Consider the following 14,150-nt stretch of genomic DNA (forward strand, 5'->3'; position numbering starts at 1 on the left):
TGGGTAGGCTGTGTATTTGGGGGCTTTGTTCTCGGTTGATCTTGGTGTGAGGGGGCACTGGGCCTCGGCTGCGCCTCGGGGGTCGGCCTGGTCGCCTTCGGCGACGCCGGCGCTCGGGCGCCAGATAAAACGGTAGTGCCCGTTGTGGTGAAGTTGTTTTGTTTGGGGCCCCTAGCGGCAGCCTGGGTAAGGCTAAAAGGCGGGGCCACTGGAAAGCGTGGCCTTACCCGCCAGCCGGCTTAGGCCACCGCTCCCCCCAAACAAAACAACTTCACCACAACGGGCGGTTGGTGTCGGCGGGTTTCGAGGCGCGTGGGGTGGGTTGGCGGCCTTCGTCGATATGGGCCAGATTTTTGGGCGTGTGGTGGGGTGACGCTTCGTTGATATGGGCCAGATTTTTTGGCGTGTGGTGGGGGGTGGCCCTTCGCCGATGTGGCTGGGGTTTCGAGGTGCGCGGTGCGCGGTGGCGCTTCGTCGATGGGGGCTGGGTTTTTTGAGGTGCGCGGTGCGGGGGGGGCGCTTCGTCGATGGGGGGGCTGGGGGGTTAGACGCGGCGGGCGGCGCGCCAGGCGGTGGAGTAGTGGCCGCCGTCGTCGAGGAGGGAGGTGCCTGCCAGGTCGCCGAGGGTGGGGCCGTTGATGCGTTCTCGGCTGGAGATGAAGCGGTGGTGGGCGTGGTCGTCGAGGCCCAGGTAGATGCCGACGTGGTCGAGGGTTTGGGGGTCGTCTTCGACTTCGAAGAAGACGAGGTCTCCTGGTTGGAGGGTGGCGTAGTCGGTGGCTCGGCGGTAGGTGTTGGGGACCAACTGGACACCGGGGCCGGAGTCGGCGATGGCGAAGGCGCGGCGGGGGAGGCCGGGGCCCTTGGTGTTGGTGCCGAGGAGGGGGTAGCCGAGGCGGTAGCCGAAGACGAGGCGGATGAAGCCGGAGCAGTCGACGGAGCCGTAGCGGGACTTGTCCGGTTGCTCGTGGGGGCCGTCGGGGAAGTCCCAGGGGATGCCGAGGTAGTCGTAGAAGTCGGACTGCTCGGAGCGGCCCGCGCCGGTGGACTTGACCGGGCCGAAGGAGGCGTCGCCGCGGTAGCGGACGCCTTGGGCGTCGGTCTGGTCGGGGGCGTCGATCAGGTACTCGGTGGCGACTTCCAGCACGTCGGGGCTGGTGTCGGTGCGGGCGTGCGCGAACCACTCGGTGAACCAGGGGGTGTGTTCGGCGCCCACCTGCCACGGTTGGGGCAGCAGGCGCACCCAGGCGGTGGTGTTGACCTTCGAGGTGGTGGCCTGGGGTTCGGCGAAGGTGCGGGCGGTGCCGTTGACCAGCGCGGTGCGCGCCTGGTCGGTGAAGACGGCGACCACGGCATCACCGGCGCGCACCACAGTCCGGTCGGGGCCGGTCAGCCGCTCGTAGACCAGGTCGACCGGCGGGGTGCTGGGCGACACCGAACCGGGGGCCCCAACTGGTTGGGCGGACGACCGGGACACCCAGACCACCACGCCCGCCACGGCGGCGACGGCGACCACCAAGCCCACCACGAGCAAGATCCATCGACGAGCAGGCATCAGGACATCCCCAGGTTCTACACGGTCGGCACCAGCCCGGCGAGCACCCCCGTCGCGAGCACGCCGTACCCGGCCGCGCTGACGATACTTGTGGCCAGCACCGTCATCACCGGGGGCTGCCGGACCAACTGGTACGCGATCAGCCCCGGCACCACGAAACCGAGCGTCTGGTGCGAGAACAGCAGCGGGTAGTCGCTCTGGATCAGCAGGAACAGGGTGGTCTGCAGCAGCACCCCGGTCAGCACGACGGCGGCGAACAGCCGCTTGCCGTAGAGGATGACCACCCGCTGCAGCAGCTTGACCAGGACGAACGTCAGCCCGCTCATCACCACCACGATCAGCGCGCGGCGGTAGTCCTCGACCAGGGTGAGCGCCAGCCAGCCGGGGGTGATCATGCCGCCCGGGGACAGGTTGGTGGTCAGGTAGCAGGCCAGCGAGAACACCAGGCCGATGGCGAGGCCGAGCGTGGCGACCTCGGGGAGCAGGGTTCCGCTGTTCATGGCCGCTTTCCGGGACGGTGGTCGTGGTCGAAGATGCTGCCGCGGACGACCAGCCTGCGGGGGCGGCGGGGCGCGGGCAGCGGAGCGGGCCGGGCGGGTGGACCGGCAGGACCGGCAGGTACCGGCAGGCCGTCGTCCGGGGTGATCTCGGGCATCTGCTCCAGGGCGTGCAGCAGCACCTCGCCCTGGCCGTGGATGTTGCCGATGGCGACCAGCGACGCGGTCCGGTCGACGCCCGCCATGATCGCGTCGAGCAGCTCACCCGGTCCGCGCGCGCCGCCGAGGTCGGTGACCTTGTCCTGCCACGGTTCCTCGATGCTGACCTGGGCGCTGCGGGTGGGTTCGCCGATCAGCACGACCCGGTCCGGGTCGATCTGGGCGATCAGCGCGCCCATCTGCCGGTTGCGCTCCACCCGGTCCGGCCTGCAGTTGATGACGACGTGCAGCGGCGGGGTGATCGCGCCCTGGTCGAGCAGCCGTTCGATGTTCATCAGCGTCGACTCGGGGTCGTTGGCGGCGAACACGTTAGCCAGCTTGACCTGCTTGTCGCCGACCGCGCGGGTCTGCACGGACAGCACGCCCGGGTCCGGCGGCGCGGACCACATGCCGGTCAGCGCGAGCGTCCGGTTCACCCCGAGCAGTTCGGCGACCTTCAGCGCGATGGCCACGTTCTCCTTGAAGGTGACCCAGGAGAACCCGGCCAGTTCCGCGTCGGTCACCGACTCCGGGTCGACCGCGATCAGCTCGCAGTCCCGTTTGTCGGCTTCCTGCTGCAGGATCGCGAGCCGGTCCTTCTCCGCGGTCACGCAGACGCCGCCCACCGGCATGGACCGGCTCAGCGACCGGGCGACGTCGTCGAGGGTCGGCCCCATCTCGGCGAGGTGGTCCTCGCGGACGTTGCACAGCACGCCGATGGTGGACTGGATCAGCTTGCTCTGGTTGATCTCCTGCAGGTCCGGCATGACCGCCATGCACTCGATGACCAGCACGTCCGACCGGTACGCCGCGGCCCGCCGGACGATGCCGATCTGCTCGACGACGTTGGCGATGTCCCACTTGCGGAAGACCGGTTCCTCACTGCCGTCCGGGTGGATGAACCGGGCCGCGGTGCCGGTGGTCTTGGCCGTGGTGACCAGGCCGCCGCCGCGCAGCGCGCCCGCGCACAGCCGGGTGATCGAGCTCTTGCCGCGGATGCCGTTGACCAGCACGCGGTGCTCGATGCGGTACAGGTGGGCCCGGTGCCTGCGCTGCTCGGCCACGCCCGCCCCCAGCGTGCCCAGGCACAGGGCCAGGAACACGAAGTACAGGTAGGTCACGCGGAGCCCTTCCCCGCGGGGTCCCGCTGCTGGGTGGTCGTGCCGTGCCGCGGCGCCGGTCGGTTGTTCGGGTCCCGGGGTCCGGTGTGTTCCCTGGGTCCCGGGTGTTTGCGGGTGGGGACGGTGTCGCGGTGCGCGGTGCCACCCGTCGGGCTTTCCTTGCCGCCGTGCCGGATCGGTCTGTGGGTGGGCGGCGGGTCGACGACGGCGCGGATGAGCTGGGTCATGTCGGTGGCGGCGCCCGAGGGCCTGCGGACCTCGCCGAGCCGCTGCGGTCCCTCGACGGCCGCCTGTCTGCAGATCTCCAGGCAGGAGGCGATGGTGCCGATCTCGTCCGGTCGCTGCGGGTAGATCACCGAGTCCAGGTCACCGGCGACGATGGCGTCGGCGGCGGTGGCGACCCGGCGCAGCGGGCTGAGCACGGCGAACAGCAACCAGCCGTACCCGAACAGGGCCAACAGGGCGGCCAGCAGTGCGACCAACTGGGTGTACCGGCGGGTTTCGTTGACCGGCAGGGACAGTTCCGTGCCGGGCTGTTCGGTGACGACCGTCCACCCCAGCCGTCCCACGTCGCCACCGAGGACGGCGGCGGCCGCGATGAACGACTGCCCGTCCCCGCTGATCCGGCCGACCAGGCCGGACTTCTGTGCTTCCGTCGCGCAGGCCCGCAGTTCGTCCGAGGTGACCTCCTCGAACGCGACGTAGCCCTCGGCGGCGACGATGGTGCGGAACTGGGCGTCGACGACCCTGGCGTGCCCGGGGACGTGGCCGAGCAGGTCGCCGAGGTGGTCGACGTCGAACTCGCCGATCACCGAGCCGGACTGGCCGGGCAGCGGGGCCTCGGCGAACAGCACCGGCACCCGGCCCCCCTGGTTCTGCTGGCGCAGACCGGCCGACCGGGACGGTGTCTCCGCGGTGCGCAGCGGCGGTCGACCGACCACATCGCCCGGTTGTCCGGCGGCGTCGACGACATAGAGGCTGCGGTAGCGGGTTTGGGTGGCGTGCAGCCCGTCGAGCGCTTGTTTGAGCTGGTCAGCACCTTTGGCGGTCTGGGTGGTGGCGACGAGTGCGGCGAGCCCGTCGTTCACGCTGCGGCGCAAGGCGTCGGTGGCCATGCCGGTCTGCGCGCGGTCCGTGGCGGCGACGGCCTCCGGGATCTGGACCGAGCCGATCTGTCCTAACGCGACCATCCCGCCCGCCCAGGCGAGGACCAGCACGGCGACCGCCGCTGTGATCCGCCGCACGGTCATCCGCCGACCGGCGGTTCCGGCGGCGACCGCGGCCTTCCCGGGCAGGAGTCGCTGCTGGCAGACCCGGGCGGCGGCGGTGATGCGGGCGATCTCGTTGGTGCGGAAGCGGTGGATCTTGGTGTCGACCTCGCCCGCGGCGAGCCGGAGCAGGGCGGCGCGGACCCGGCGCACCGGGTTGGTGATCGCGCGGCGCACCACCAGGAAACCGAGCAGCGCGATGGCGGCGAGCGCGGCAGCCGGGATCACCCCGCCCAACCGGGAACCGCCGTCGACCACCGGACCGGCGGCGATCGCCACCACCGCGAGGTCCACGCCGGTCGGACTGCTCGACGGGGCGACGCGCGCGTAGGCGAGGGTGGTCTGCGCCTGGTCGGTCGACGGTCCGAGCAGGACACCCGGTTCCGCCGCGGCGGCCCGACCGGCGTCGGCGAGCAGCGACTCCAGGCCGGGTGCCGCGGTGCCGCCGACCGGCTTGCCGGACAACGTGATCAGCGCGAACGACTGCTTGAGGACGGGGTCGGTGGCGACGTCCGGCAGGCGGACGGTCGTGCTGGCGGCCAGGTATTTGCCGTCCGGCAACACAGTTGTCTCGACCAGCAGGACCTCACCATTGGCTGAGATCGTCGAGGTCACGGCCGCGCCTGCCACGGTGTCCGGGATCGCCTGCACCGGAACCTGTTCGCCGCGGGTGGCCACCAGCGCCCGGGTCGGCGAGAGGACCACGGCGCCGCGCCACTTCCGGTTCTTCACCAGCGTGTCCAGCACCTGGTCGACCGCGCCGGACGCGCGCACCGACACGGTGCGCAGGTCGCTGATCCCCTGGTTGGCGCCCGCGGCCACGGATCGCGCCACCCCGGCGGCGATCTCCCGTTGGGACTGCTGGAAGGCGTCGGGCACCCGGCGTTCACCGTCGCCCGCCACCAGTACCGCGGTCGCGGCCGCCAACAGCAGGAACAGCGCCAGCAACACGGTCGGCAACGCGCGCACCGTGGCCGGGAACCCGGCCTCGGGCAACTGCGCCGCCAACCGGCTCGCCCGCTCGCCGCGCGCCGATCCCGCTTCTTCTCGCTGCACACCGTCTCCGAAGGTCACCCGGGTCACGGGCGCCCCCGTAGCGCGGCCCCGCGGTCAGAACTCGTAGATTCTGCATCAGAACGTGACGGACTCGCCCGATTGGGTAGCTCGGAGGTCTCCCGAAAGAGTGAATACCAACGGCCGCGTGACGTCCAGCCCACAGCGCCCGCGGCGGACGAGGTGGTGGGTGCCCGCGGTGCTCGGCGCGTTGGCGCTGGTCGGCGTGGTGCTGCTGGTCTTGCCCGCCCGGCACGACCAACCCGCCCCTCTACCTGGGCCGACCGGGGGGAGCAACTTGAGCAGCCGAATCCACGACTTCGCCACATCCCTGCGCGAGGACGCGCCTTACCAGTTGCCAACGGCGGCCGAACGGCAGGAGTTGACGCAGACCCTCGACCAGCTCGCCACCGGCCGAACAGGCGGTGTCCGCGAGCGGTTGACCCCCTTGGGGTTCACCGTGGACACCGGGACCGACGCCGCGACCGGCAGGCCGTACCTGATCATCGCGAGCCTGCCGAACGCGCCGCGCGGCTGGGGGATCTACCTGGTGGACCTGTCCGTCCACAGTCGCGTCGCGATCCAGGTGCCGCACCCGGCCAACGACCTGCACACCGACGAGGTCGGTCTAGAACTGTTCCGCCGCCTGCCCGGCGCGGTCCTCGCGGTGTCCGGCACGCACCGGCGGGTCGCCAACGGCGCGGGCGATGTCGCGCACCAGACCGACTCGATGTTCCACGCCGTCGCGGAGAACCAGTCCAGGCACCGGATCCCGCAGGTCCAACTGCACGGCTTCGACGACGCCAGCCTGGCCGCCGTCGACGTGGTCCTCTCCCCCGGTGCCGGGCAGGCGAGTCCGGAGATCGAACGGATCGGCGACGGGCTGCACGACGCGGGCCTCGACGTCTGCCGGGCCTGGCGGCGCGACTGCGGTGACCTGGAAGGCAAGCGCAACAAGCAGGGCATCACCGCGGCCGCCGACGACGTGCCGTTCGCGCACGTGGAGATGAGCCGTAGCACCCGAGACGACCCGAAGCGCTGGGGCAAGGTCGTGCAAGTGATCGAAGACACCTTCCGCAGCAGCTAGTGGTTCGACCCTCCGCCGGGCTTGGCCGGTTGGGCTAACGTACGGGCCGCCCGTCGACCGGCCGTCATCACAAGCGGGCCCTGCTGACCCTCCGGAGGGATCTCCGTGCGCGTGTTGAAACGGTGGTGGCCGCATGTCGCCGTCCCGCTGGTAGTGGTGGCCGTGGTGGTGGTCGTCGTTCGGGCGATCGGCACCGCGGACTGCGCGGACTGCCTGCGGCCGGAGGGCGGCGGCACCATCTCGACCTCGGTGCGCGTGGTCGGCGAGTCGGGCGAGGCGTTGGCCGGGGCGAAAGTCGTTGTGCACGCGCCGTTGGATCATCCGACCACGGTGACGACGGGCGACGACGGCGTCGCCGCGGCTCCCGAACTCACCGGCCCGGCGCTGGCCGTGGTGGACGCCACAGACCACCTGCCGGAACCGGTTCCGCTCGGTTGGTCGGACAACGGCAAGACGGTGACTGTGACGCTCCTCAACCGGGGCAACCGGATCGTCGTGCACTCGGCGGGCGACGTCATGTTCGGCGGCCGCTACACCGCACCGTCCCAAGACGACGCAGGCAGCGGTGGTGAACCGCTGATCCCCGACCAGAACGCCGCCGCGGGCGCGGAGAACGTCGTGTCCGCCATCGCCCCCGCGTTCGCGGCCGCCGACTTCCGCACCGTCGACCTGTCGACCGCGTTCGGCGACAAGCCCGCGTACCCGGGGAAGCGGTCGGTGTTGCGCTCGGCCGCCCCGACCGTCGCCGGGCTCACTCGACTGTCCACAGACTTGGCCGTCATGGCGAACGAACACGCGCGGGACCTCGGTGATCCAGGGATCTCGGACACCCGTGCCGCGCTCGCGCAAGCCAAGATCGCATCGGTTGGCGCTGGGGCGAACGAGGCAGAGGCGGTCGCGCCGTTCCACGCGGACGTGCGCGGAACCGGGCTGGGCGTGCTCGCGTACACCACGGTCGACGGGTCGAACGCGAACTCGAAGCTGCCGGGCGCGTCGGTGAAGCGGCCGGAAACGGTGCTGGAGAAGGACGAATGGCAGTACGCGTCGCGGTCGTGGGGCTTCCCGACCGGCGGCGTGCCGGTCGCGTCGCGGCGGGCCCGGGACGCGTGGGACAAGTACCGGGCGGCGGAGGCCAAGCTCAAGCCGGAGCAGGCGGCGCAGATGTGGGCGTCGCTGGCGCAGGTGTACCCCGAGCTGCAGGACTGGGTGGCCCGCCGGGGCCACGGCGGTGCCGCGCTCTGGGACGACGCGTCGTCGACCCGGCAAATCCAGCAGGCGTCGGCGACCAGTCCACTGTTGATGGTTCACCTCCACGCCGGGTACCTGTTCCAGGACTCGGCGGCGGACGTGGTGCGGTCCATGGCGCACAAGGCGATCGACGCGGGCGCGGATGTCGTCGTCGCCGATCACCCGCACGTGGTGCAGGGCGTGGAGTGGTACAAGGGCAAGCTCATCGCGTACAGCCTGGGGAACCTCGTGTTCGACCAGAACGCGCTGGCGTCGTTCTCGGGCACTTTCCTGCGGACCGTGTGGGAGGGCGACAAACTCGTCCAGGCGCGGTTGTTCCCGGTGGAACTGGTGGACTACAAGCCGGTCCCGGTCACGGACGCCGCCGCGGTCGACGTGTTGACGCGGGTGCAGGAGCGGAGCGCGCTACCGACCGAGTCGTTCCGCTCCGCGTCGGGCGAGATCCACACCCGGCGGATCGGGACGCCGGTGGCGGCACCGCGGATCGTGGTGGAGCACAACACCGGTCGGATCGCGACGGAACCGGTGCCAGAGGTCAAGCAGCAGCGGGAAATCAAGCCGCACGAGACCGTCGACCTGCCCGGTCCGTTGGTGAAACCCTTGGACGGCAAGGGAATCGACGTCGGCCGGGACCTCTACGGGTGGGGACACTTCGAGGACTACACGGCCGACGGAGTGGTGAACGAGGCCGTGCACTGGGATGTGGACAGCAAACGGGAAGGCGCCCGGTCGACCAGCGCGGCGACGGGACTGCGCGGGCTCCGGCTGGAGGCCAAGAACGACAAGGGCGTGCAGAGCAGACCCATTTCCCGCATCCCGGTCCCCCGGCACCGTGATTTCACCGAGACCCACGGGAAACTGACCCCCGCCGACCCGGACCCGACGTATTCCGTCACCGCCCGAGTCCGCCGGTCCGGGACCGCGATCCCCGAGATCCGGTTCGACATCTCGCACACGGACGAGGCCAACCCGACCGAGGACCCGACGGCGGACCCGGTCACCAGCGTGACGAAGCCGCTCGACGTACCCGCCGACGGCCAGTGGCACACGGTGACCGTCGACCTGGCACCGTCCGAATTGGACAAGGGGTCACGGCAGGGGAACGTGGTCCTGCCGTACCTGCGGTTGCCCGCGCCGAACTCGAACCAGGTGTCCTGGCTGGACGTCGACGACTTCCGGTTCATCGAATGGCGCGAGGCGGCGGGAACAACATCGGCCTACGGCGCCTACGACGTCGCGCGCAACCGGACCGACGTGGCGTTGACCCTGCCGTACACAGTGCTCGGGCAACACTAGTGCTCTAGCGCGACCACGCGGAGGGCGTCGGCGACACGGGCGGTGGGGTCGTCCATGGGACGCGGTAGTCGGGCCAGGAGCAGGCGCCGGTGTTCTTGGGGACCGCCGCGAACCGGGAGGACGCGGACGGTGTCCGGGACGAGAGCGGTGAGCACAGTCGGGACGGTGGTGAGCCCGCAGCCCGCCGCGACCAGGGCGAGTTTGGCCAGCCAGTCGCGGGCGGTGTGCGCGATCCGGGGGCGTTCCGCCAAGCCGAGCCAGGCCCCCATGGCGGCGCCGTCGCCGGTGTCGGGGCCCGCGATCCACGGGTGTCCGTGCAGATCGGCGATGTCGATGTAGTCACCCCGGGCCAGTGGGTGGTCGGCGGGGACGGCGACACGGAGGGCGCGTTCGGCGAGCACCCGCACGCTCAACGCGGGTGTCTCGGCGTCGAGTGGGCGAAATGGCGGGGCGGAGGCGAGTACGGCCAGGTCGAGACTGCCCGCGCGCAGGCCGCGGACGAGGGCGGGCGTGCTGCCCTCGCGGCTGATCACGGTGATTGACGGGTGCGACGCGCTCAGCGCCTTGAGCGCGCGTGGGACGAGGCCCGCGCCCGCGCTGGGGAACCAGCCCAGTCGGACGGTGGCGTGGTCGTCGGGCAGGCCCGCGAGTTCGCGGGCGGTGGCGTCGACCTGGTCGACCACGGTCACCGCGCGGCGGAGCACGACCCGTCCGGCCGGGGTGAGCCGCACGCCGTCGTGCCCCCGTCGCACCAGCTCGGTGCCCGCGGCGCGCTCCAGGGCGGCGATCTGGCGCGACACGGCGGACTGGGTGTACCCGAGCGCGGAGGCGGCGGCGGTGAACGTCCCCCGCTCGGCGACCTCCCGGAACACCCGCAGCGCGGTCAACGACACATCGGCGAAGGGCATGACGTCTACGCATACCAGGGTTGCGACTCTTTCGCTTCCCGCATGACCAGTTCGCTCGTAGCGTCGCGGTATCCGAGTGGAGGAGTGACACATGTCCAAGGTCGCCTTGGTAACCGGCGCGGCGCAGGGCCTGGGGCTCGCGCTCGTCGCGGGCCTCGCCCGACGGCTCGACCCCGACGACACCGTCTACCTGACCAGCCGCAGGCTCGGCGAGGTCGCGCTGGGCCCGGTGCGCGCCGAGGTCCGCACCGAACTGCTCGACGTCGCCGACCCCGATGCCGCGCGCCGGACCGCCGCCCTGATCGCCGACCGGCACGGCGGCATCGACATCCTGTTCAGCAACGCCCACATGCGCACCGGCCCGACCGACGACGACCGCGCGATCATCCGGGACTACGTGGAGGTCAACAACCTCGGCCCCACCCGCCTGCTGCGCGAGTTCGCCCCGCTGCTGCGCGACGGCGGCAGGCTCATCGTGGTCGCCAGCAGCTTCGGCTCGCTCGACCACCTCGCCCCGTCCCTGCACCACCACTTCGACGACCTCACCACCCTGGACCAGGTCGACGCCGCCGTCATCGCCTGGCGGGACGCCGTCGCCGACGGGAGCGCCAGGGCGAGCGCGTGGCCCACCTTCGCCAACATCCCGTCCAAGATCGCCGGGGTCGCCGCCGTCCGCGCTCTCGCCCACCAGCGCCGGGACACCGACCTCGACCGCGGCGTCCTGGTCGCGGCCGTGTGCCCCGGCATGATCAACACCCCCGCGTCGGCCGCCTGGTGGGACGTCAGCACCGCCCCCTCCCCCGCCGAGGCCGCCGTCGCCCTGCTGGACCTGGCGCTGGACCCGGTGAACCCCGACCACTACGGCCAACTGGTCCGCGCGGGCGAGGTCATCGCGTGGCGGACAACCGTCGGCTAGTCGCGAAGTCAGCACCCCTGCTGCCCGCGACAACGGCGGTTGCGGACTCGACGGGTCCAGGCGGCCCCCACCCAGTCCCGGGGGCGTCCCCGAGGCCAGTCTACCGGGCATTCATGATCGACAGGGTCGGGCATGGTGGGCTGTGGACAGGTCAGCGGAGTGTGGAGCGGGACGGGTGCAGGACGGTGGTCTCGGGCGCCGCGGGATGGGCTGTCGGCCGGGGACCTCCCGGTTCTGGCAGGCAGCCGGGCAAATCCGGCACAACTCGTCATCAAGCGGTGGGGCTGCGTCCCTCATCCCCCTCGGTGTTGTGTCGATACGGTTGGGGTGACCAAGGATGGTGTGCAGAGCGCGGAGGACCGCCGTGGTTCCCGCACGCCCGCACACCGGGGGTGGTCGGTCGACCGGCTGCTCGCCGCCGGTCCGGTGTTCGCCGTGGTCGCGTTGCTGCTGGGCGGAGTCGGGGTGTGCGTGCTGTTCGGCACCTGGGCGCAGTGGGACACCCAGACGGTGATCGCCTGGTCGTGCCTTGCCGGACTGGTCGCGGTCACGGTCGGTGCCTGGTGGCTGGTCCGCCGGGTCACCGCCGGGGTGCGGGCCGTCGCGGCGGCCGCCACCAGGATCGGGGCGGGCGAGGGTGTCCCGGCGGGCGGACCCGCCGACCTGGCGCGGCTGGCGACGGCGCTGGACGCGTCCGCGGAGGTACTGCGGGCGTCGATGGCGGTGCGGTCGGCGTTCCTGGCCACCATGAGCCACGAGATCCGCACCCCGATGAACGCCGTCGTCGGCATGACCGGGCTGCTGCTGGACACCGACCTCACCCACGAGCAGCGCGACCTCGTGCACACCGTGCGCGACAGCGGCGCGGCGCTGCTCGGGGTCATCAACGACATCCTGGACTACGCCAAGTTGGAGTCCGGCGAGTGGGAACTCGAACACGTCCCGTTCGAGTTGACCGACCTGATCGACAGCGCGCACGCGCTGGTGTCGACCGGGGCCGCGGACAAGGGCCTGGACAGCCGGGTCGCCGTCCTGCCCGGCGGCCCGCCGCACCTGGTCGGCGACCTCGCCCGACTGCGCCAGGTCGTGGTCAACCTGCTGGACAACGCGGTGAAGTTCACCGACAACGGCCGAGTTCTGACCACAGCGGCGGTGGCCGCGCTGGACGGCGACCGGGCCCTGCTGCGCATCGAGATCAGCGACACCGGCTGCGGCATCCCGGCGGACAAGATGAGCGCCCTGTTCATCCCGTTCAGCCAGGTCGACGGGTCGACGACCCGGGCGCACGGCGGCACCGGCCTCGGCCTGGCCATCGGCAGGCACCTCGCCGCCGCGATGGACGGGGACCTGACCGTGACCAGCGTGGCCGGGGTGGGTTCCACGTTCACGCTGACGGCGGTCGTGGGGATCGCCGACCCGGCGGACGTGCCATCACCCTCGTCGGACAGTCGCGCTTCCGGGCCGCTGCGGGTGTTGGTGGCCGAGGACAACCACGTCAACCAGAAGGTCGCCCAGTTGATGCTGTCCCGGTTGGGACACCACGTGGACACCGTGGGGAACGGGCTGGAAGCAGTACGCGCGTTGCACGGCGCGCCATACGACGTGGTGCTGATGGACGTCCGGATGCCTGTCATGGACGGGCTGCACGCGACCCGCGTCATCCGCGCCGAACTCCCCGCCGACCGGCAACCGCGAATCGTGGCGTTGACCGCCAGTGCGCTGGTTGAGGACCGAGCCGCGTGCTTGTCGGCCGGGATGGACGACCACCTGGCGAAGCCGGTCCGGCTGTCGGACCTCGCCGCTGCGCTTGGGGCTGCGACGTCGTTTGAGGAACCGGCTGCTGCGACATCGCGGGAGGCGGCCATTCGGGCGCGACTGGAGGACATCAGCGGGGCGAATCCGCCTGCGGATGAGGTGGAATTGCTGGTTCATTTGTTGACGTCGTACGTGGGGAAGACGCCGGCGGGATTGGATCGGCTTGAGTCGCTTGTTGCCGCGGGGGATGTTTCGGGAGTTGTGGTTGAGGCGCATACGTTGAAGGGGTCGGCGGCGAACATTGGGGCGGTGGGGTTGGCTGAGTTGTTGAAGTCGGTTGAGCACGGGGCTTCGGGTGGGGAATTGGTTGTGGATGTTGCGGGGCTTCGGGGGGAGTTTGAGCGGGTGGCGGTGGCCTGCACTGCGATTGCCGAGTCGCTGCGGGGGTAGGGGCGTATCGGCGCCCAGGGCTCGGCGTCTTGACGCCGGGGCTTGGCGTCTTTGGCGCAGGGGACTCGGTGTCCGGGGGGCTTGGCGACCGGGTGGCTTAGTCTTGACGCGCGGGTCTTGACGCGCGGGTCGGCTTGGCGTCTGAGAGGCCCCGACTGGGGCCTCAAGTGCCTGGGGGCTCAGTGTCTGGGCCTCGGTATCCGGGGCTGAGTGTCGCGGGCGTCGCGGGGTGGGCTCGCGGTGATTGCTGATCTTGTCGGTGGGGTTGGTTAGGCTGTATATCGGGGGCTCTTGCGGCGGTTGATCATGGTTGTGGCTGGTCGGGTGGGGTTGTCGGTGCTTTCGTCTAGGCTGTGTATTCGGGGGCTTTGTTCTCGGTTGATCTTGGTGTGAGGGGTCTCTGGGCCTCGCTGCGCTCGGGGTTCGGCCTGGTCGCCTGGCGGCGACGCCGGCCTCGGGCGCCAGATAAAAGCGGAAGTGCCCGTTGTGGTGAAGTTGTTTTGTTTGGGGCCCCTAGTAGGGCTTTGTTAGGTGCTGTTGACCTGGGGTTTTTGGTCGGGTGTTCGGGTTTGGACGGGTTGTCCGCAGGTGTGGCAGGGGCCTGTCCAGGCTGCGAGCAGGGGCTGGAGTTCGCGCAGGACCGCGTAGAGGGTCAGGCCCGCGCAGGGGCTTTTGGGGTGCGGCGGAGCCGGGTGCAGATGGCTTGGGCGACGGAGGTGAGGGTGACGTGGCGGTGCCAGCCGAGCCAGGAGCGGCCTTCGAAGTGGTCGAGGCCGAGTCCGTGTTTGAGTTCGCGGT

9 protein-coding genes and 1 pseudogene are annotated in these 14,150 nt (G+C 70.9%); 4 read left to right on the forward strand and 6 right to left on the reverse strand.

The features are described 5' to 3' along the window. Positions 1-544: 544 nt before the first annotated feature. The 4 genes from H504_RS0125305 to H504_RS0125320 are packed head-to-tail and all read right to left on the reverse strand — an operon-like array spanning position 545 to position 5,695. The gene (locus H504_RS0125305; RefSeq protein WP_035306050.1) at positions 545-1,555 is read right to left on the reverse strand and encodes an NlpC/P60 family protein; all 1,011 of its coding nucleotides are present in this window, start codon (positions 1,553-1,555) and stop codon (positions 545-547) included. 17 nt (positions 1,556-1,572) lie between these two features. Next, complete coding sequence (locus tag H504_RS0125310) at positions 1,573-2,055, reverse strand: poly-gamma-glutamate biosynthesis protein PgsC/CapC (RefSeq protein WP_026425065.1); 483 nt, start codon at positions 2,053-2,055, stop codon at positions 1,573-1,575. Then, positions 2,052-3,371, reverse strand: coding sequence for a poly-gamma-glutamate synthase PgsB (gene pgsB / locus H504_RS36920; RefSeq protein ID WP_084468191.1), 1,320 nt, complete (start codon positions 3,369-3,371; stop codon positions 2,052-2,054). Before pgsB ends, H504_RS0125310 begins: the two co-directional genes overlap by 4 nt. Then, positions 3,368-5,695: a HAMP domain-containing protein gene (locus tag H504_RS0125320; protein ID WP_157440623.1), complete on the reverse strand. Its 2,328-nt coding sequence runs from the start codon at positions 5,693-5,695 to the stop codon at positions 3,368-3,370. Before H504_RS0125320 ends, pgsB begins: the two co-directional genes overlap by 4 nt. A 187-nt stretch (positions 5,696-5,882) precedes the next feature. On the opposite strand from H504_RS0125320, the gene H504_RS0125325 reads away from it, so the two are divergent. Together H504_RS0125325 and H504_RS0125330 are read left to right on the forward strand one after the other, a co-directional pair. Further along, positions 5,883-6,779 (forward strand): hypothetical protein, encoded by an 897-nt coding sequence (locus H504_RS0125325; RefSeq protein WP_026425067.1) that lies wholly within the window; start codon positions 5,883-5,885, stop codon positions 6,777-6,779. 105 nt (positions 6,780-6,884) lie between these two features. Next, positions 6,885-9,323: a CapA family protein gene (locus tag H504_RS0125330; protein ID WP_026425068.1), complete on the forward strand. Its 2,439-nt coding sequence runs from the start codon at positions 6,885-6,887 to the stop codon at positions 9,321-9,323. Here H504_RS0125330 and H504_RS0125335 read toward each other — a convergent pair. Then, positions 9,320-10,231 carry a LysR family transcriptional regulator gene (locus H504_RS0125335; RefSeq protein WP_026425069.1) on the reverse strand — a complete coding sequence of 304 codons (912 nt, stop codon included), beginning with the start codon at positions 10,229-10,231 and terminating at the stop codon, positions 9,320-9,322. The two genes, H504_RS0125330 and H504_RS0125335, sit on opposite strands and share 4 nt — an antisense overlap. Before the next feature lie 91 nt (positions 10,232-10,322). On the opposite strand from H504_RS0125335, the gene H504_RS0125340 reads away from it, so the two are divergent. Both H504_RS0125340 and H504_RS36925 read left to right on the forward strand, forming a co-directional pair. After that, positions 10,323-11,147 (forward strand): SDR family NAD(P)-dependent oxidoreductase, encoded by an 825-nt coding sequence (locus tag H504_RS0125340; RefSeq protein ID WP_026425070.1) that lies wholly within the window; start codon positions 10,323-10,325, stop codon positions 11,145-11,147. A gap of 327 nt (positions 11,148-11,474) precedes the next feature. Continuing rightward, entirely contained in the window at positions 11,475-13,352 is a 1,878-nt protein-coding gene (locus tag H504_RS36925) for an ATP-binding protein (protein ID WP_051386254.1), read from the forward strand. Positions 13,353-14,004: 652 nt separating this feature from the next. Here the strand turns inward: H504_RS36925 and H504_RS41605 are convergent. Further along, positions 14,005-14,150 (reverse strand): annotated as a pseudogene (locus H504_RS41605) (IS701 family transposase); the annotation flags it as partial.

Source organism: Actinokineospora inagensis DSM 44258 (assembly GCF_000482865.1).
Taxonomy (GTDB): Bacteria; Actinomycetota; Actinomycetes; order Mycobacteriales; family Pseudonocardiaceae; genus Actinokineospora; species Actinokineospora inagensis.

Bases quoted from the DNA above. Each gene is read 5' to 3' on its own strand.
- H504_RS0125305 (WP_035306050.1), bottom strand. From the start codon at position 1,555: ATGCCTGCTCGTCGATGGATCTTGCTCGTGGTGGGCTTGGTGGTCGCC.
- H504_RS0125310 (WP_026425065.1), bottom strand. From the start codon at position 2,055: ATGAACAGCGGAACCCTGCTCCCCGAGGTCGCCACGCTCGGCCTCGCC.
- H504_RS0125335 (WP_026425069.1), bottom strand. From the start codon at position 10,231: ATGCCCTTCGCCGATGTGTCGTTGACCGCGCTGCGGGTGTTCCGGGAG.
- H504_RS0125340 (WP_026425070.1), top strand. From the start codon at position 10,323: ATGTCCAAGGTCGCCTTGGTAACCGGCGCGGCGCAGGGCCTGGGGCTC.